The following is a 17,813-nucleotide window of genomic DNA, read 5'->3' as shown; positions in this document are numbered from 1 at the left end:
TGGCAATGGCTGAAAATCAATACTACGGCACTGGTCGCCGCAAAAGCTCCGCCGCTCGCGTCTTCATCAAGCCGGGCAACGGTAACATCGTTATCAACCAGCGCAGCCTGGAACAGTACTTCGGTCGCGAAACTGCCCGCATGGTAGTTCGTCAGCCGCTGGAGCTGGTCGACATGGTTGGCAAACTGGACCTGTACATCACCGTTAAAGGTGGTGGTATCTCCGGTCAAGCTGGCGCTATCCGTCACGGTATCACCCGTGCACTGATGGAGTACGATGAGACTCTGCGTTCTGAACTGCGTAAAGCTGGCTTCGTCACCCGTGACGCTCGTCAGGTTGAACGTAAGAAAGTCGGCCTGCGTAAAGCACGTCGTCGTCCGCAGTTCTCCAAGCGTTAATTTTCGCTGCTTCGGCAGTGCGATTTACGCAAAAAACCCGGTGCTTCACCGGGTTTTTTTATGCCTGAAATCCGCCGTCCCCGACTAAAATCTGTGGCAGATCAGACAATTCAACATGAATTCGCCGCACCGTCCCACAAAACAAGCAAAATCTGGTAAACTATCACCCACTTTTGCGCCTGTTCGCCGTGCAGTTGACCTCCTGGGCCGGTTTTTCATGGGCTCGGGTCGCGCTGCGTGCTGCCGGCCTGCGGCAAGATTATTCAGGATAGCAGCCTGTCAGTTGGCTATTCGCAGTATTTTCTAGATAACTTGGAGGTTTTCATGGCTGTCGCTGCCAACAAACGTTCGGTAATGACGCTGTTCTCTGGCCCGACCGACATTTTTAGCCATCAAGTACGTATCGTACTGGCGGAGAAAGGTGTCAGCGTCGAGATCGAGCAGGTCGAAATGGATAACCTGCCGCAAGATCTGATTGACCTCAACCCTTACCAGACGGTGCCTACGCTGGTCGATCGCGAACTGACCCTGTATGAATCCCGCATCATCATGGAATACCTGGATGAGCGTTTCCCACACCCGCCGCTGATGCCGGTTTACCCGGTTGCCCGTGGCGAGAGCCGTCTGATGATGCTGCGCATCGAGAAGAACTGGTACTCGCTGATGGACAAGATCGAGCAGAGCAGCGGTCAGGAAGCGGAGTCCGCCCGTCGCCAACTGCGCGAGGAGCTGCTGGCGATCGCACCGATCTTCGGTCAGGCGCCATATTTCATGAGCGAAGAGTTCAGCCTGGTGGATTGCTATCTGGCGCCGCTGTTGTGGCGTCTGCCGCAGCTGGGCATTGAGTTGAGCGGTGCCGGCTCCAAAGAGCTGAAAGGCTACATGACCCGCGTCTTCGAACGCGACGCTTTCCTGGCTTCCCTGACCGAAGCCGAGCGTGAAATGCGCCTGCAAACCCGGGGCTAAGCGCGATGGACATGTCTCAGATGACGCCGCGTCGCCCGTATCTGCTGCGGGCGTTCTATGACTGGCTGCTGGATAACCAGCTGACGCCGCACCTGGTGGTCGACGTGACTCGCCCGGACGTGCAGGTGCCGATGGAGTTCGCGCGTGACGGCCAGATCGTGCTGAATATCGCGCCGCGCGCGGTAGGCAACCTGGCGTTGGGCAATGAAGACGTGCAGTTCAACGCGCGCTTCGGCGGCGTGCCGCGTCAGGTTTCGGTGCCGATGGCCGCCGTGCTGGCGATCTATGCGCGTGAAAACGGCGCCGGCACGATGTTCGAACCGGAAGCCGCCTACGACGAGAGCGAAGGCGTGTTCGAAGGCCTGGACAATGAGACGATCCCTTCGGAAACCCTGATGTCGGTGATCGACGGCGATCGCCCGGATACCGCGGAAGACAACGGCCCGGACGACGAGCCGCCGCAGCCGCCGCGCGGTGGCCGCCCGGCGCTGCGCGTGGTGAAGTAATCCCGCGCGAACAAACGAAAAAGCACCCTATGGGGTGCTTTTTTTTGCCCGGCAGAAGCGGATCAGCCTTTCAAGGCGGCAATGCAGGCATCGCGCGGTGCGCTGAGATCGCCTACGCGCACGGTGGACAAGGCGCGGGTTGCGCGCTGGCGGAAACTGGTGATGGCGGTGTCGCCTTGCACTTCCGGCGGCGCGGTGCAAATGTCATTGAGCGGCAGATCGTTGCCTTTGTTGAGCGTCTGCAACACCGCCGCCGGATTGTAAATCAGGGCGGCGGAGAGCGCCGATTTGATGCCGGCGGTGAAGCCGGCATTGCCGCCGCCGGCCAGCTTGGGCGCCAGGGCAATCCAGCTGTCGTCCCCCAGCCGGATGCTGTTTTCCACGGCGCTGAACTGCCCGGCCTTGCCCAACTGTGCCACGACCGGCCGCGCGCCGCGCGCTTCGATATTGTAACCGACCTCCTGCGAATCCAGCGCCATGGCTGAAGCGCTGAAACTGACGGCCAGCACTGCGCCGGCCAACAGGGAAATGGAGCATTTCATGTTCGCTATCCTTATCTCGGTGTCAGGCGCAGCCGCGCCCCGCAATGGTGCTAACTCAATACTATAGCGCGTTGACGCGGTGAGGTGAGGGGAGGTTGTTACAAAGCGTGGCAGGCTAAAAACAGAGGCCCGGCAATGTGCCGGGCCTCTGGCGGTACGGAAGGTTTACACTTCCAGGTAGTTCATGATGCCGTCTGCCGCCTTGCGGCCTTCGGCGATCGCCGTCACCACCAGGTCGGAACCGCGCACCGCGTCGCCGCCGGCGAAGATTTTCGGGTTGCTGGTCTGGAACGCGTTGTCGCTGCCTTCCGGCGCCAGGATGCGGCCCTGTTTATCGAGCTGCACGTCGTGCGCCGCCAGCCAGTCCATACGGTGCGGGCGGAAGCCGAATGCCATCACCACCGCGTCGGCGTCGATCACGTGTTCAGAACCCGGCACCTGCTCCGCCGCCTGACGGCCGTTGGCATCCGGTGCGCCCAGCTGGGTGCGTACCATCTTCACCCCGGCCACGCGGCCGGCGCTGTTCAGCTCGATACTCAGCGGCTGCAGGTTAAACTGGAAATCTACCCCTTCTTCCCGGGCGTTCTTCACTTCGCGCTTGGAACCCGGCATGTTGGCTTCGTCGCGGCGGTAGGCGCAGGTGACCTGCGTCGCGCCCTGGCGCACCGAGGTACGCACGCAGTCCATGGCGGTATCGCCGCCGCCCAGCACCACCACGCGCTTGCCTTCCATGCTGACGTAAGGCTCGTGCTGCTCGGTTTCATAGCCCATCAGCTGCTTGGTGTTGGCGATCAGGAACGGCAGCGCATCGTACACGCCCTGCGCTTCCTCGTTCTCCAGGCCACCGCGCATCGACTGATAGGTGCCGACGCCGAGGAATACCGCATCGTACTCGCTCAGCAAGGTCTCCATGCTGATGTCTTTGCCCACTTCGGTGTTCAGCTGGAACTCGATGCCCATCTCACTGAAGATGCTGCGGCGTTTGACCATCACTTCCTTTTCCAGCTTGAAGGCCGGGATGCCGAAGGTCAGCAGGCCGCCGATCTCCGGATGACGGTCATATACCACCGCCTTGACGCCGTTGCGGGTCAATACGTCGGCGCAGGCCAGCCCGGCAGGGCCGGCACCGACGATCGCCACGCGCTTGCCGGTCGGCTGCACGTGCGACATGTCCGGCTTCCAGCCCATTTCGATGGCCTTATCGCTGATGTAGCGTTCGATATTGCCGATGGTGACCGCACCGAACTCGTCGTTCAGGGTGCAGGAGCCTTCGCACAGGCGATCCTGCGGGCACACGCGGCCGCACACTTCCGGCAGACTGTTGGTCTGATGCGCCAGGTCCGCCGCTTCCATGATGCGGCCTTCGTTGGCCAGCTTCAGCCAGTTCGGGATGTAGTTGTGCACCGGGCACTTCCACTCGCAATACGGGTTGCCGCAGGACAGACAGCGGTCCGCCTGGGCCTTGGCCTGGGTTTCCGAAAACGGTTCGTAGATCTCGACGAACTCGATTTTGCGGATCTTCAGCGGTTTCTTTGGCGGATCAACACGCTGCAGGTCGATAAATTGGTAAACGTTCTGGCTCATTAATGACCTACCTCTTACTGCGCCTGCACCCGCAGCTCGGCTGCGGAACGGCTACGGTGACCCAACAGCGCTTTGACATCGCTGGACTTCGGTTTGACCAGGGCGAACTTCGGTGCCCACTCCGGCCAGTTGGCCAGGATCTCTTCCGCGCGGGAAGAGCCGGTCGCCTGCACGTGTTCGGTGATCAGGCCGCGCAGGTGCTCCTCATGGATCGCCAGCTGATCGACATCCAGCACTTCCACCAGCTCCGGGTTCACGCGCTTGCGGAACTCGCCGTCTTCGTCCAGCACGTAGGCGAAACCGCCGGTCATGCCCGCACCGAAGTTGATGCCGGTTTTACCCAGCACGCAGACGATGCCGCCGGTCATGTATTCGCAGCCGTTGTCGCCGATGCCTTCCACCACGGTGATGGCGCCGGAGTTGCGCACCGCGAAGCGTTCGCCCGCGCGGCCGGCGGCGAACAGCTTGCCGCCGGTAGCGCCGTACAGGCAGGTGTTGCCGACGATGCTGGCTTCATGGCTGCGGAAGGCGGAGCCGATCGGCGGACGCACCGCGATGCTGCCGCCGGCCATGCCTTTGCCGACATAGTCGTTGGCGTCGCCGGTCAGGGTCAGCTCGACCCCGCCGGCGTTCCAGACGCCGAAGCTCTGCCCGGCGGTGCCGGAGAAGTGCGCCTTGATCGGATCGGCCGCCATGCCCTGATCGCCGTGCACGTCGGCGATAGCGCCGGACAGCATGGCGCCCACGGAGCGGTCGGTGTTGCGAATGTCGAAGTAGAAGGTTTTACCCTGCTTCGCTTCGATATGCGGTTGCGCCTGCGCCAGCAGTTCTTTGTTCAGCAGGCCCTTGTCGAACGCCGGGTTGCTGCTTTCGGTGCAGTACACCGCTTTACCCGGATGCGGCGTGGCGGTTTTCAGCAGCGGCGAAAGATCCAGCTTGTTCTGCTTGGCAGAGATGCCGTCCAGCTCGGTCAGGAACTCGGTGCGGCCGATCAGATCCACCAGTTGGCTCACGCCCAGCTGCGCCATGATCTCGCGGGTTTCACGCGCGATAAACTGGAAGTAATTCGTCACGCGTTCCGGCAGGCCGTGGTAGTGATCGCGGCGCAGCTTGTCGTCCTGAGTCGCGACGCCGGTCGCGCAGTTGTTGAGGTGGCAGATGCGCAGGTATTTACAGCCCAGCGCCACCATCGGTCCGGTGCCGAAGCCGAAGCTTTCCGCGCCCAGGATCGCCGCCTTGACGATGTCCACGCCGGTTTTCAGGCCGCCGTCCACCTGCAGGCGGATCTTGTGGCGCAGGCCGTTGGCCACCAGTGCCTGCTGGGTTTCCACCAGGCCCAGCTCCCACGGACAGCCGGCGTATTTCACCGAGGACAGCGGGCTGGCGCCGGTGCCGCCGTCGTAACCGGCGATGGTGATGAGATCGGCATAGGCTTTCGCCACGCCGGTGGCGATGGTGCCGACGCCCGGTTCGGACACCAGTTTCACCGAAATCACCGCCTTCGGGTTGACCTGCTTCAGGTCGAAGATCAGCTGCGCCAGATCTTCGATCGAGTAGATGTCGTGGTGCGGCGGCGGGGAGATTAGGGTCACGCCCGGCACCGAGTAACGCAGTCTGGCGATGTACGGGGTGACTTTGTCGCCCGGCAGCTGGCCGCCTTCACCCGGCTTGGCGCCCTGCGCCACCTTAATCTGGATCACGTCGGCGTTCACCAGGTAGGCCGGCGTCACGCCGAAGCGGCCGGAGGCCACCTGTTTGATGCGCGACACCTTGTTGGTGCGGTAGCGCGCCGGATCTTCGCCGCCTTCGCCGGAGTTGGAGAAGCCGCCGAGGCCGTTCATGGCGATCGCCAGCGACTCGTGCGCTTCCGGGCTCAGTGCGCCGATCGACATCGCCGCGGTGTCGAAGCGTTTGAACAGCGACTCCGCCGGTTCAACCTGATCGACCGGGATCGGTTCGCCTTTCGGCGTGATGGCCAGCAGATCGCGCAGCATGGCGACCGGCCGCTCGTTCACCAGCTTGGCGTAGGCCTGATAGTCACTGTATTCCCCGCTGTGCACCGCTTTTTGCAGCGAGTTCACCACGTCCGGGTTGTAGGCGTGGTATTCGCCGCCGTGCACGAACTTCAGCAGGCCGCCTTGCTCCAGCGGCTTGCGTTTCAGCCAGGCGCGCTTGGAAAGGTTCTGCAGATCCTGCTGGAAATCGCTGAAGCTGGCGCCGCCGATGCGGCTGACCACGCCCTGGAAGCACAGATCCGCCAGATCGCGGTGCAGGCCGACCGCTTCGAACAGCTTGGAGCAGCGGTAAGAGGCGATGGTCGAGATGCCCATTTTGGACATGATCTTGTACAGGCCTTTGTTGATGCCGTTGCGGTAGTTCAGCATCACGTCGCGGTATTTCTTGTCGATCGCCTGGCTGTCCACCAGCTTGGCCAGGGTTTCATAGGCCAGGTACGGGTAGATGGCGGTCGCGCCGAAGCCGAGCAGCACGGCGAAGTGGTGCGGATCGCGGGCGCTGGCGGTTTCAACGATCAGGTTGGCGTCGCAGCGCAGGCTTTTCTCCACCAGGCGGGTTTGCACGGCGCCCACCGCCATCGGAGCCGGTACCGGCAGGCGGCCGGGCGCGATGGCGCGGTCGGACAGCACCAACAGCACCGCACCTTCGCGCACCTTGCGTTCCGCTTCGTCGCACAGGGCGCGAATGGTCTGCTCCAGATCCTGCTGCTGCGGATCGAAGGTCAGATCGAGGGTCTCGGCGCGATAGTATTCGCCTTCCAGCGTGGTGAGCTGTTTGAAATCGGAGTACAGCAGGATCGGCGATTTGAAGCTCAGGCGGTGCGCCTGGCCTTCGGCTTCGCAGAACACGTTCATTTCACGGCCGATGCTGGTGGCCAGCGACATGACGTGCGCTTCGCGCAGCGGATCGATCGGCGGGTTGGTGACCTGCGCGAACTGCTGGCGGAAATAGTCGTAAACGATGCGCGGCCGGCTGGAGAGCACGGCGAACGGGGTATCGTCGCCCATCGAGCCGGTGGCTTCCTGGCCAATCTCGCCCAGCACGCGGATCACCTGATCCAGCTCTTCGCTGCTGTAGCCGAACTGTTTCTGGTAGGTTTCGAGCTGCGCGTCGTCGAGCTCGCGGCTGCCGACCTGATCGTCCGGCAGATCTTCGAACGGCACCAGACGTTTGACGTTTTTCTCCATCCACTCTTTATACGGATGGCGGCTTTTCAGATCGTTGTCGGTTTCCGCCGAGTGCAGGATGCGGCCGCTGCGGGTGTCGATCACCATCAGCTCGCCGGGGCCGACGCGGCCTTTTTCCACCACTTCGTCCGGCTGGTAATCCCAGATGCCGACTTCGGAGGCGCAGGTGATCAGCTTGTCTTTGGTGATCACATAGCGTGCCGGGCGCAGGCCGTTGCGATCGAGGTTACAGGCGGCGTAGCGGCCGTCGGACATCACGATGCCGGCCGGGCCGTCCCACGGCTCCATGTGCATCGAGTTGAAGTCGAAGAAGGCGCGCAGATCGCCGTCCATGTCCGGGTTATTCTGCCAGGCCGGCGGCACCAGCAAACGCATGGCGCGAATGAGATCCATCCCGCCCGCCAGCAGCAGCTCCAGCATGTTGTCCAGCGAGCTGGAGTCGGAGCCGGTTTCGTTGACGAACGGCGCGGCGGCCTGCAGATCCGGGATCAGCGGCGTTTGGAATTTGTAGGTACGGGCACGCGCCCACTGGCGGTTGCCGGTGATGGTGTTGATTTCGCCGTTGTGCGCCAGGTAGCGGAACGGCTGCGCCAGCGGCCAGCGCGGCACGGTGTTGGTGGAGAAGCGCTGGTGGAACAGGCAAATGGCCGACTCCAGGCGCAGGTCCGCCAGATCGAGATAGAAGCGCGGCAGATCCGCAGGCATGCACAGGCCTTTATAGATCGTCACCAGGTTGGAGAAGCTGCAGACGTAGAAGCTGTTGTCCTGCACGCGTTTCTCGATGCGGCGGCGCGCCACGAACAGGCGGCGCTCCATATCGCGCGGGCGCCAGCCGGCCGGGGCGTTAACGAAGATTTGCTCGATGCGCGGCAGGGAGGAGAGGGCGATTTCACCCAGCACGTCCGGGTTGGTCGGCACTTCACGCCAGCCGACGATCGACAGCGTTTCGTTTTGCAGCTCTTCTTCCACGATGCGGCGGCTGAGGCGCGCTTCCTCTTCATTCTGGCTGAGGAACATCATGCCGACGGCGTAGTTCTTGGCCAAACGCCAGCCGCGCTCTTCCGCCACCATGCGGAAGAAGCGATCGGGTTTTTGCAGCAACAGGCCGCAGCCGTCGCCGGTCTTGCCGTCGGCCAAGATTGCGCCGCGGTGTTGCATGCGGGCCAGCGCGTGAATGGCGGTGCGAACCACCTTGTGGCTAGGTTCGCCTTCTATGTGGGCGATCAGGCCGAAACCACAGTTGTCCCTCTCTTGGGATTTATCGTACAACATATCAGTGAACCTCCCCAGGCTCTGCGTGACTCTCACAACCTACTGCGAGGGGGCTTCCCAATTTCAGGCAGAAGTCCAATCAGCAAGTTAACCCCGCTAATCTGCTTTTCCGCCCTCCATCAATGGCCTCTCGTGACGGTCTCACAAGTGGTATAGGACTTGTTTTAAGAGGGAGTCTTCAATTACTGCATAAATATGACGAGACGTTTGCCCGTCCAGAAAGCTTCCAGCGGACTTCCAACTTAGCGAGAAAGAATTCGCAGGTCAAATGTGGGCTTAAGATAGATTCTTATCGAATTGATGATGTTTATTTATTTGAAAAATAAGTATTTTAATGTGTTTTTGCACTATCGTGGGGCAACGCCGATCCCCACAGAAGTGTGAGCTGTCTCACTATAGTGCAACCCCTTAATCTCTGCACCATGCTAGTGCGGGGGTTAATGGCAGAATTTTATTCTATAAGATATTTCTTTGTTGATGTTTGTCACTGTTTTTCACCGCATTGTCATATTGCCGTTAACGGTTGCGCGACGATTAGAATAATTCATCAGAATTATAGTGAATTGATTTGCATTTATGATGAATAGTTATGCCTGGTGGCGCCTTGCGGGGAAAGCGTTGATCTCTGTCATCGCGGGAAAAGCCGTTTCTTATTAGCATCGCGGCTTTGAACACAGAGAATCACCAAGATTATGCAGTTGCCGCAATTAGTCAATATGTTTGGCGCAGATCTCCAGCGCCGCTATGGCGAAAAGATCCATAAACTCACGCTGCACGGCGGATTCAGCTGCCCTAACCGCGACGGCACGTTGGGGCGCGGCGGCTGTACGTTTTGCAACGTCGCTTCGTTTGCCGATGAGGCGATGCAGCGGCAAAGTATCGCCGAACAGCTGGCGCAGCAGGCCGCGCGGGTCAACCGGGCGCGGCGCTATCTGGCCTATTTCCAGGCCTATACCAGCACCTATGCGGAGGTCGAATTGTTGGCGTCGATGTATCGGCAGGCGTTGGCGCAGAGTGAGATGGTCGGCCTGTGCGTCGGCACCCGGCCGGACTGCGTGCCGCCCGCCGCATTGGATCTGCTGACGGGGTATCGCGAGGAGGGTTATGAAGTGTGGCTGGAGCTGGGGCTGCAGACGGCGCACGATAAAACGCTCAAACGCATCAACCGCGGCCATGATTTCCGCTGCTATCAGCAGACCGCGCAACGGGCCCGGCAGCGCGGGCTGAAGGTGTGCTGCCATCTGATCGTCGGGCTGCCGGGAGAAACCCAGCGCGATCATCTGCTCACGCTGCAGCGGGTGGTGGAGTCCGGCGTGGATGGCATTAAGCTGCATCCGCTGCACGTCGTGACCGGCAGTACCCTGGCCCGCGCGTGGCGAGCCGGGCGTTTGCCCGAACTGGCGCTGGAGGACTACGCCGTCAGCGCCGGGGAGATGATCCGCCACACGCCTGGCGAGGTGGTGTATCACCGCCTGTCCGCCAGCGCCCGTCGGCCCACGCTGCTGGCGCCGCTGTGGTGCGAAAACCGCTGGAGCGGCATGCAGGCGGTGGGCGCTTATCTGCAGCAATACGGCGGGCAGGGCAGCGCGCTGGATGAAAAGCGGCGCTACCGCCCTGGAATGCCGCTCTGAAGTGCAATCTTTGCCACACTTCGGCGTTTGCCGCCTTATCTCACCGCTGTTTTACGGTATGATTCAAAAGATTGTGTCTGATGGGAGCCGCTATGAAGCAAATCCGGGTGTTGGCCCAGTACTACGTCGATTTAATGGTGAAACTGGGGTTGGTGCGCTTCTCGCTGCTGCTGGCCTCGGCGCTGGTGGTGCTGGCGATGGTGGTGCAGATGGCGGTGACCATGTTGCTGCGCGGCGAAGTGGAAAGCATCGACGTGGTGCGTTCGATCTTCTTCGGCCTGTTGATCACCCCGTGGGCGGTCTACTTCCTCTCGGTGGTGGTGGAGCAGCTGGAGGAGTCGCGCCAGCGGCTGGCGCGGCTGGTGGACAAGCTGGAGGAAATGCGCCACCGCGATCTGGAGCTCAATCAGCAGCTTAAGGACAATATCAGCCAGCTGAACCAGGAGATCGCTGACCGTATCAAGGCGGAAGAAGAGCGCCTGCAGGTGATGGACAAGCTGACGGAAGAGATGGAACAGCGTGAACTGGCGCAGATTGAGCTGGGCCAGCAATCGGCGCTGCTGCGTTCCTTCCTCGATGCCTCGCCGGATCTGGTCTACTACCGCAACGAAGACAAAGAATTTTCCGGCTGCAACCGCGCGATGGAGCTGCTGACCGGCAAGAGCGAGAAGCAGCTGATCGGCCTGACGCCGTTCGACGTCTACGGCCAGGAGATCGCCGAAAAGGTCATTGAGACCGACGAGAAGGTGTTCCGCCACAACGTCTCGCTGACCTACGAACAGTGGCTGGTGTATCCCGATGGCCGCAAGGCCTGTTTCGAGCTGCGCAAGGTCCCGTTTTATGACCGGGTGGGCAAACGCCACGGGCTGATGGGCTTCGGCCGCGATATTACCGAGCGTAAGCGCTACCAGGACGCGCTGGAGAACGCCAGCAGGGAGAAGACCACCTTTATCTCCACGATCAGCCACGAGCTGCGTACGCCGCTTAACGGCATCGTTGGCCTGAGCCGTATCCTGCTCGATACCGAGCTGAACGACGAGCAGCTGAAATACCTGAAGACCATTCACGTCAGCGCCATCACCCTCGGCAATATCTTCAACGACATTATCGAAATGGATAAGCTCGAGCGGCGCAAGGTGCAGCTCGACAACCAGCCGGTGGACTTCACCGGCTTCCTGGCGGATCTGGAGAACCTCTCCGGCCTGTTGGCGCAGCCGAAAGGGCTGCAGTTCATCATGGAGCCGCAGACGCCGCTGCCGCAGCAGATCGTGACCGACGGTACGCGCCTGCGGCAGATTTTGTGGAACCTGATCGGCAACGCGGTGAAATTCACCCAGCAGGGGCAAATCGTGGTGCGCGTGCGGCGCGAGGCGCAGGAGAAGCTGGTGTTCGAGGTGGAAGACTCGGGCATGGGCATCCCGCAGGACGAGCAGGACAAGATCTTCGCCATGTATTACCAGGTGAAAGATCAGCGCGGCGGCCGCCCGGCCACCGGCACCGGCATCGGGCTGGCGGTCTCCAAGCGACTGGCGCAGAGCATGGGCGGCGACATCACCGTGCGCAGCGAACAGGGGCACGGTTCTTGCTTCACTCTGACCATCCAGGCGCCGGCGGTGCAGGAAGCCGCCAGCGCGGCGCCGGAGGAAGAGGGACTGCCGTTGCCGGCGCTGCACATCCTGCTGGTGGAGGATATCGAGCTGAACGTGATCGTGGCGCGCTCGGTGCTGGAGAAACTGGGCAACAGCGTCGAGGTGGCGATGAACGGCCACGACGCGCTGGCGATGTTCGATCCGGACGAGTTCGATCTGGTGCTGCTGGACATCCAGCTGCCGGACATGACCGGGCTGGATATCGCCCGGGTGCTGCGCGAACGCTACGCCGGGCAGGCGCTGCCGCCGCTGGTGGCCCTGACCGCTAACGTGCTGAAAGACAAAAAAGAGTACCTCGAGGCGGGCATGGACGATGTGCTGAGCAAGCCGCTGTCGGTGCCGGCGTTGACCCAGGTCATCAAACACTATTGGGATCATCAACCTTCTCACACTTCAAAGAAAACGGAGCACAAGGCGATGCAGATTAATGAGTCGTTACTCGATACCGCGATGCTGGAGCAGTACATGGACCTGGTTGGCCCGCAGCTGATCCACCAAAGCCTGGAGATGTTCGAACAGATGATGCCGGGCTACCTGGCGGTGCTGGACTCCAACATGACGGCGCGCGATCAGAAAGGCATCACCGAAGAAGGGCACAAGATCAAAGGCGCCGCCGGTTCGGTCGGTCTGCGTCACCTGCAGCAGCTGGCGCAACAGATTCAAACGCCGACGCTGCCGGCCTGGTGGGATAACGTGCAGGATTGGGTGGATGAGTTGAAACAAGAGTGGCGCAACGACGTGCAGGTACTGCGGGCTTGGGTTGAGAACGCTGAAAAAAAATGACCCCGACCTAAGCCGGGGTGCGCGAATATTGCGCCAACACCAGGGAAATTGTGAACCTGCGTATTGGTTTCAGTGTTCTGGTCGAGCAGGTTGTAGCGAATTCCTAAACATCATACAGCCAACAACATAGCAAATGTAAGCGCTCTTGTTAGAAGATTCATTAAAATGTGTGATGTAGATTAGTGTTTGTCAACTCCGAGCACGAACCAGTTGACAGCAGCGACAGGAGTAAGAGTGATGAAAAAGGTGGGTGTCGTCCTCAGCGGCAGCGGTGTTTATGACGGTACGGAGATCCATGAAGCGGTGCTGACGCTGCTGGCGTTGGACCGTGCCGGCGCGCAGGCGGTGTGCTTTGCGCCCGATAAACCACAATGCCATGTTATTAATCACTTATCAGGTGAGGAGATGGCGGAGTCGCGCAATGTTCTGATTGAGTCGGCGCGCATTGCCCGCGGCGCGGTGCAGCCGCTGGCGCTGGCGGAGGCCGCGCAGCTGGATGCGCTGATCGTGCCCGGCGGCTTCGGCGCCGCCAAGAACCTCAGCAATTTCGCCGAAGCCGGCGCGGAATGTTGGGTCGATGAGGATTTGGCGCGTCTGACGCGCGAGATGCATAAGGCCGGCAAACCAATTGGCCTGATGTGCATCGCGCCGGCGCTGTTGCCGAAACTGCTGGATCAACAAGCGCGGCTGACCATTGGCAACGATCCGGACCTGGGAGAAGTGATTGACGCCATGGGCGGCGAGCCGGTGATTTGTCCGGTAGACGATATCGTGGTGGACAGCGAACACAAAGTCGTGACCACGCCGGCCTATATGCTGGCGCCGTCGATCGCGCAGGCGGCCCTCGGTATCGATAAGCTGGTGGCGCGGGTACTGGAAATGGCTGAATGAGAAAATCGCTCGGCGGATGGCGGCGACTGCGCCCGTGGTATTGGCTGAAGCGCGGGGTCATCGCGATTCTCGGCCTGTGGGTGTTGGGCATTGTGGCCTTTGCTTTCCTGCCGGTGCCGTTTTCCGCCGTGATGGTGGAGCGGCAAGTCAGCGCCTGGCTGAGCGGCGACTTTGGCTACGTCGCCCATTCGGATTGGGTGTCGATGGACGACATCTCGCCGCAGATGGCGCTGGCGGTGATGGCGGCGGAGGATCAGAAGTTTCCAGACCATTGGGGCTTCGACGTGGCGGCCATTGAAAAGGCGCTCAGCCACAACGAGAAGCGCCCGACGCGCATCCGCGGCGCGTCCACGCTGTCGCAGCAAACCGCCAAGAACCTGTTTCTGTGGGATGGCCGCAGCTGGCTACGCAAAGGGCTGGAGGCCGGATTGACGTCGGGCATCGAGCTGGTGTGGACCAAGCGGCGCATTCTGACGGTGTATCTGAACATCGTCGAGTTCGGCGACGGGGTGTTTGGCGTTGAAGAGGCTTCACAACGCTTTTTCCATAAGCCGGCCAAACGGCTAAGCGCGGCGGAAGCGGCGCTATTGGCGGCGGTATTGCCGAATCCGCATCGCTTCAGGGCCGATGCGCCTTCCGGCTATGTGATACAGCGACAGCAGTGGATCATGCGCCAGATGCGGCAACTGGGCGGGGAAGCGTTTTTAAGCGAGAACAAGCTGGATTAAACGGGCGGGAGCAGCACGGTGCCGCTCCCGCCAGAACGGATTACTTCACATAGGTAAAGGCGGTGGTGACGTGCTTCACGCCGCTCACCTGGCTGGCGATCTGCGCCGCCGACTGCCCTTCCTGTTGGGTGACCAGGCCCAGCAAGAACACTTCGCCGTTTTCGGTGGTGACCTTCACGTTGGATGATTTCACCGTATCGCTGGTGAGCAGCTGCGAACGCACCTTGGTGGTGATCCAGGTGTCGGAGGACGCGGTGCTCAGGCTGACCGGCGTGCCCTGACGGATTTCGTTGTACACTTCGGTCGTGCCTTCCACGCCCATGGCGATCTGCTTGGCGCGCGCGGTGAGATCGGCGTTAGGCGACTGGCCGGTCAACAGCACTTTGCCCTGATAGGCGGTGGCGACCACACGGGCGTCTTTCTTCAACTGCTGGTCTTTGCTCAGAGCGCTTTCGACCCTGGCTTCCAGCGTACCGTCATCCACCTGGGTCCCGACGCTGCGCGGGTCGGTGGCGGTTTTGGTCGCGACGGCCGCACTGCCGACGACGACGCCGGCGATACAGCCTTGCAACAGCAGGGCGCTGGACAGCACTGCAAATGTGGCTTTTAGCTTCATCTCAGTTCCTTAATCGTCCTGGTGGGGGAATAACGTATTGTCTATCAGATCGCACAGGCAGTTTACGGTCAGCATATGCATTTCCTGAATGCGCGAACTGCGGTGCGACGGGATGCGGATCTCGACATCCTGCTGGCCGAGCAGCCCGGCCAGCTCGCCGCCGTCGTAGCCGGTGAGCGCGACGATGGTCATATCGCGCGTGACGGCCGCCTCGACCGCTTTCACAATATCACGGCTGTTGCCGCGGGTGGAAATCGCCAGCAGCACGTCGCCGGTGTGCCCGAGCGCGCGCACCTGCTTGGCGTACACTTCGTCGTGCAGCCGATCGTTGCTGATCGCCGTCAGCACCACGTTGTCGGCGTTGAGGGCGATGGCCGGCAGGCTGGGGCGCTCGGTTTCAAAACGGTTGATCATGCTGGCGGCGAAGTGCTGCGCGTTGGCCGCCGAGGTGCCGTTGCCGCAGCACAGGATTTTGTTGCCGTTGAGTAAGGATTGAACCAGCGTCATCGCAGCGCGGGAAATGGCGTCCGGCAATGCTTCCGCCGCCGCGATCTGGGTTTGGATGCTTTCGGTAAAACAGACTTTAATTCTATCCAGCACGTTGTATTAATCCACTAAGTCAAAGGGCCGGTCTGCGCCGCAAAACCCCGATTAATCCGCATTGAAGGCGTTGGGTATCCATTCTAACTGGCTACCGGTAATGGCCAAAACATCAAAACGGCAAGATGATGTGTCAAAACTGGCTCCGCGCCCCGCCAGCCAGACGGCGGCGGCATGCAGCAACCGCTGTTGTTTGCGAAAGGTGACGCTGGCGGCCGCGCCGCCGAAGGCGTCGTTACGGCGGTAGCGCACTTCGACGAACACCCAGGTGGCGCCGTCGCGCATGATGAGGTCGAGCTCACCGCCGCGCACCGCGACGTTGGCGGCGCAGAAGGTGAGCCCGGCGTGTTCCAGGTGACGGCGGGCCAGTAACTCATAGCCCGCCCCTGAGGCGCGTGGGTTCAAGAGACCGGAACGACCGTACCCTGACGGTATTGCAGCCAAGGCAGTTTGCGGTTGATCACGCAGTTCGGCGACGCGCTCAGCGTACCGGTGGTGCCGGAAACCTGGAAGCCCGGCAGCTGGCGCATTTCAGCAAAGTGGTTGGCCAATGTCCAGGCATCCATCCCCATCGCATACAGGCGCACCAGCGAGTAGTCGTTGCGGAAGCGCGCGCTGGCCTGCTGCAACAGCTGAGGGTTTGAACCGGCCAGCAGCGGGATGTCGCTGAACTGCAGGCCTTCCATTTCCAGGCGGAAGTCCGGGCCGGCACCGGCCTGATAGCTGCGCGAGCTGGCGTACATCGCCGGCTTGCCGCGCGAGCTGGTGGCCATGTCGATCATCGGTTTGATCAGCGTCAGCTGAGACTGGGTGGCGACGATATACACCGCGTCGACGCTGCCGCCGGTCGCGGCGGGCACGTCGCTCGGCGGCGCAGGAATAGTCAGCCCGGCGATGGTCACGCTCTGCGGCGCCGGGGCGCTCGATATCGGCGTACCGGTCATGCGGATGCCGCCGCTGTTGACCATCTGGCGCAGTTCGCCGGCAGAGCCGATGTCCTGACGCAGCACGGTTTGCCCGCCCTGCTTCTGCCATTCCTGGTTAAAGGCCTTGGCGACGCGATCGCCGAAGGCGCCGCGCGGCACCAGCAGCAGCGGTTGACGCTTCTGCTGTTCCCAGATGTGGCGGGCGGCGTCGCGCGCTTCATCTTCCGGCGACAGGGCGAAGTAACAGATGTTCAGGTTGTCCTTCGGCGTTTCCGGCTGGTTGAGCGCCAGCACGTTCAGCGTGGTGGTGCTGGCGGACAACTGATCGACGTTCTCTTTCAGCAGCGGCCCGACCACCAGGGTGGCGCCATCCTGCTGCGCCTGGCTCAGCAAGGCGGCCAGCGGCTGGCTGGTGGTATCGTACACTTTGACCTGTGCGTTAGCGGCCTGCAGCGGCGTTATCGGCGCACTGGACGGCGCCGCCGGTTGCGCGGCGGTCACGGCAGGCTGGCTCTCTTGCGCCGAAGGGCTGACCGCGCCGTTGGCGTTGATGTCACCCGTGGCGGCCTGATCGGCCGGCGCCGTTGGGGCCGGTGCGCTGGCCGGTTGCGCGGCTTGAGGCTGCGGCGCCGGCATGGAACCGCCGTTTTTCGCCGCTTCGAAGCCTTGCTGGATGGCGTCGGCGAACACTTTCGCCTGGCCGTTCAACGGCAGCAGCAGGGCGATTTTCGAGGTGGAGGCCTGGGTGAAGTTCAGCACCTGGTTCAGGCGAGCGGGCAGCGTTTTGGCCGCCGGGTTCTTCGGATAACGGTTCTGCCAGTCTTTGATGCCGGCCTTCAGCAGATCGGGATCCTGCTTGTTGTCCTGATAGACGCGCAGCAGATCCAGCCAGCCTTGCAGCACGTTCTCGTCGGCGTTGATCACCAGGCTGTTCATCTCCTGCGGCGTCAGCTGCAGCAGCGCCTGCCAGGTCTGATCCAGGTTGTCCTGGTGCGGTTTGCCGGTCAGCAACGGCTCCTGAGCGATATAGGCGCGGATCAAGGGCAGCGACGCTTTGCCCTGATTGGCGGCAATCTGCGCCTGGTAGTAGCGCACCTTCTGATTCGGCGACAGCGAAGCGCTGTCCAGATGGCCCAGCGTGCTGCGGGCGCTGACGTAGCTCTTGTTGGCGATCTGCAGTTCGGCGGTCAGCAACTGGCGTTCAGTCTGCTGCGCACCGCTGAGGTTTTTCGGCAGTTGATTCAACTGGTCGCCGGCCTGCGGCAGTTTTCCTTCACGCAGCAAGGCGCGAATAGCAAGTAATTGCCAGTCAGCCTTGTTATCATCGCTGCTTTGCTGCAACTGCTGCAGGTAGTAATCGGAGCTGGCGCTCGCTTCGTCCTGTATATTGGCGGGCGGCGTTTGCGGGGCCCGACTTGGACAGCCTGCCAGGAAAAGGGCGGCCGCGATGACTGCGGTAAGTCGGACAGGCTTGGAACGCCCTGCTTTGGTACGAACGAATGTTGAGGAAAGCATACT

General features: G+C 61.5%; 14 protein-coding genes. 7 read left to right on the top strand and 7 right to left on the bottom strand.

Annotation, left to right across the window (positions count from 1 at the left end; genetic code table 11):
• Window positions 1-5 precede the first annotated feature (5 nt).
• The 3 genes from rpsI (at window position 6) to sspB (ending at window position 1,870) form a co-directional block, all read left to right on the top strand.
• The gene (gene rpsI, locus V8N38_RS22610) at window positions 6-398 is read left to right on the top strand and encodes a 30S ribosomal protein S9 (RefSeq protein ID WP_004937080.1); all 393 of its coding nucleotides are present in this window, start codon (window positions 6-8) and stop codon (window positions 396-398) included.
• 324 nt (window positions 399-722) lie between these two features.
• On the top strand, window positions 723-1,364 hold the full coding sequence (gene sspA / locus V8N38_RS22605; protein ID WP_147840363.1) for a stringent starvation protein SspA: 642 nt from the start codon (window positions 723-725) through the stop codon (window positions 1,362-1,364).
• 5 nt (window positions 1,365-1,369) lie between these two features.
• A complete protein-coding gene (gene sspB / locus V8N38_RS22600) occupies window positions 1,370-1,870 on the top strand; it encodes a ClpXP protease specificity-enhancing factor (RefSeq protein WP_004937084.1) in 501 nt (166 codons plus the stop codon).
• 62 nt (window positions 1,871-1,932) lie between these two features.
• Here the strand turns inward: sspB and V8N38_RS22595 are convergent, their stop codons facing one another.
• From V8N38_RS22595 to gltB, 3 genes are all read right to left on the bottom strand, one after another.
• Window positions 1,933-2,412, bottom strand: coding sequence for a hypothetical protein (locus tag V8N38_RS22595; RefSeq protein WP_147840362.1), 480 nt, complete (start codon window positions 2,410-2,412; stop codon window positions 1,933-1,935).
• Between the two features lie 165 nt (window positions 2,413-2,577).
• The gene (locus tag V8N38_RS22590; RefSeq protein WP_048234903.1) at window positions 2,578-3,996 is read right to left on the bottom strand and encodes a glutamate synthase small subunit; all 1,419 of its coding nucleotides are present in this window, start codon (window positions 3,994-3,996) and stop codon (window positions 2,578-2,580) included.
• A gap of 14 nt (window positions 3,997-4,010) precedes the next feature.
• Window positions 4,011-8,471 carry a glutamate synthase large subunit gene (gene gltB, locus V8N38_RS22585; protein ID WP_033649002.1) on the bottom strand — a complete coding sequence of 1,487 codons (4,461 nt, stop codon included), beginning with the start codon at window positions 8,469-8,471 and terminating at the stop codon, window positions 4,011-4,013.
• Window positions 8,472-9,163: 692 nt separating this feature from the next.
• Here gltB and V8N38_RS22580 point away from each other — a divergent pair.
• From V8N38_RS22580 to mtgA, 4 genes are all read left to right on the top strand, one after another.
• A complete protein-coding gene (locus V8N38_RS22580; protein WP_060424679.1) occupies window positions 9,164-10,102 on the top strand; it encodes a TIGR01212 family radical SAM protein in 939 nt (312 codons plus the stop codon).
• 92 nt (window positions 10,103-10,194) lie between these two features.
• Entirely contained in the window at window positions 10,195-12,534 is a 2,340-nt protein-coding gene (arcB, locus tag V8N38_RS22575) for an aerobic respiration two-component sensor histidine kinase ArcB (RefSeq protein WP_147840361.1), read from the top strand.
• A gap of 237 nt (window positions 12,535-12,771) precedes the next feature.
• Window positions 12,772-13,425, top strand: a complete 654-nt coding sequence (gene elbB / locus V8N38_RS22570; protein WP_070915403.1) for an isoprenoid biosynthesis glyoxalase ElbB — start codon at window positions 12,772-12,774, stop codon at window positions 13,423-13,425.
• Window positions 13,422-14,153, top strand: coding sequence for a monofunctional biosynthetic peptidoglycan transglycosylase (gene mtgA, locus V8N38_RS22565; RefSeq protein ID WP_049198512.1), 732 nt, complete (start codon window positions 13,422-13,424; stop codon window positions 14,151-14,153). The genes elbB and mtgA overlap by 4 nt, the downstream gene beginning before the upstream one ends.
• A 40-nt stretch (window positions 14,154-14,193) precedes the next feature.
• On the opposite strand, the gene dolP is transcribed toward mtgA, so the two are convergent.
• Genes dolP through V8N38_RS22545 form a run of 4 tightly spaced genes read right to left on the bottom strand, consistent with a single transcriptional unit; the run spans window position 14,194 to window position 17,810 of the window.
• The gene (dolP, locus tag V8N38_RS22560; RefSeq protein ID WP_004937101.1) at window positions 14,194-14,769 is read right to left on the bottom strand and encodes a division/outer membrane stress-associated lipid-binding lipoprotein; all 576 of its coding nucleotides are present in this window, start codon (window positions 14,767-14,769) and stop codon (window positions 14,194-14,196) included.
• A 9-nt stretch (window positions 14,770-14,778) separates the two neighbouring features.
• Window positions 14,779-15,369, bottom strand: a complete 591-nt coding sequence (diaA, locus tag V8N38_RS22555) for a DnaA initiator-associating protein DiaA (RefSeq protein ID WP_004937103.1) — start codon at window positions 15,367-15,369, stop codon at window positions 14,779-14,781.
• 51 nt (window positions 15,370-15,420) lie between these two features.
• Window positions 15,421-15,774 (bottom strand): YraN family protein, encoded by a 354-nt coding sequence (locus tag V8N38_RS22550; protein ID WP_094300729.1) that lies wholly within the window; start codon window positions 15,772-15,774, stop codon window positions 15,421-15,423.
• Window positions 15,771-17,810, bottom strand: a complete 2,040-nt coding sequence (locus V8N38_RS22545; protein WP_060424690.1) for a penicillin-binding protein activator — start codon at window positions 17,808-17,810, stop codon at window positions 15,771-15,773. Before V8N38_RS22545 ends, V8N38_RS22550 begins: the two co-directional genes overlap by 4 nt.
• Window positions 17,811-17,813 lie beyond the last annotated feature (3 nt).

It is taken from the genome of Serratia nevei (genome assembly GCF_037948395.1).
GTDB lineage: Bacteria > Pseudomonadota > Gammaproteobacteria > Enterobacterales > Enterobacteriaceae > Serratia > Serratia nevei.
This window is presented reverse-complemented; position numbering and strand designations above follow the sequence as displayed.

What these genes read in the sequence shown, in the direction of transcription:
- rpsI (WP_004937080.1), top strand. Translation starts at nt 6, where the DNA reads ATGGCTGAAAATCAATACTACGGCACTGGTCGCCGCAAAAGCTCCGCC.
- sspA (WP_147840363.1), top strand. Translation starts at nt 723, where the DNA reads ATGGCTGTCGCTGCCAACAAACGTTCGGTAATGACGCTGTTCTCTGGC.
- sspB (WP_004937084.1), top strand. Translation starts at nt 1,370, where the DNA reads ATGGACATGTCTCAGATGACGCCGCGTCGCCCGTATCTGCTGCGGGCG.
- V8N38_RS22595 (WP_147840362.1), bottom strand. Translation starts at nt 2,412, where the DNA reads ATGAAATGCTCCATTTCCCTGTTGGCCGGCGCAGTGCTGGCCGTCAGT.
- V8N38_RS22590 (WP_048234903.1), bottom strand. Translation starts at nt 3,996, where the DNA reads ATGAGCCAGAACGTTTACCAATTTATCGACCTGCAGCGTGTTGATCCG.
- gltB (WP_033649002.1), bottom strand. Translation starts at nt 8,471, where the DNA reads ATGTTGTACGATAAATCCCAAGAGAGGGACAACTGTGGTTTCGGCCTG.
- V8N38_RS22580 (WP_060424679.1), top strand. Translation starts at nt 9,164, where the DNA reads ATGCAGTTGCCGCAATTAGTCAATATGTTTGGCGCAGATCTCCAGCGC.
- arcB (WP_147840361.1), top strand. Translation starts at nt 10,195, where the DNA reads ATGAAGCAAATCCGGGTGTTGGCCCAGTACTACGTCGATTTAATGGTG.
- elbB (WP_070915403.1), top strand. Translation starts at nt 12,772, where the DNA reads ATGAAAAAGGTGGGTGTCGTCCTCAGCGGCAGCGGTGTTTATGACGGT.
- mtgA (WP_049198512.1), top strand. Translation starts at nt 13,422, where the DNA reads ATGAGAAAATCGCTCGGCGGATGGCGGCGACTGCGCCCGTGGTATTGG.
- dolP (WP_004937101.1), bottom strand. Translation starts at nt 14,769, where the DNA reads ATGAAGCTAAAAGCCACATTTGCAGTGCTGTCCAGCGCCCTGCTGTTG.
- V8N38_RS22545 (WP_060424690.1), bottom strand. Translation starts at nt 17,810, where the DNA reads ATGCTTTCCTCAACATTCGTTCGTACCAAAGCAGGGCGTTCCAAGCCT.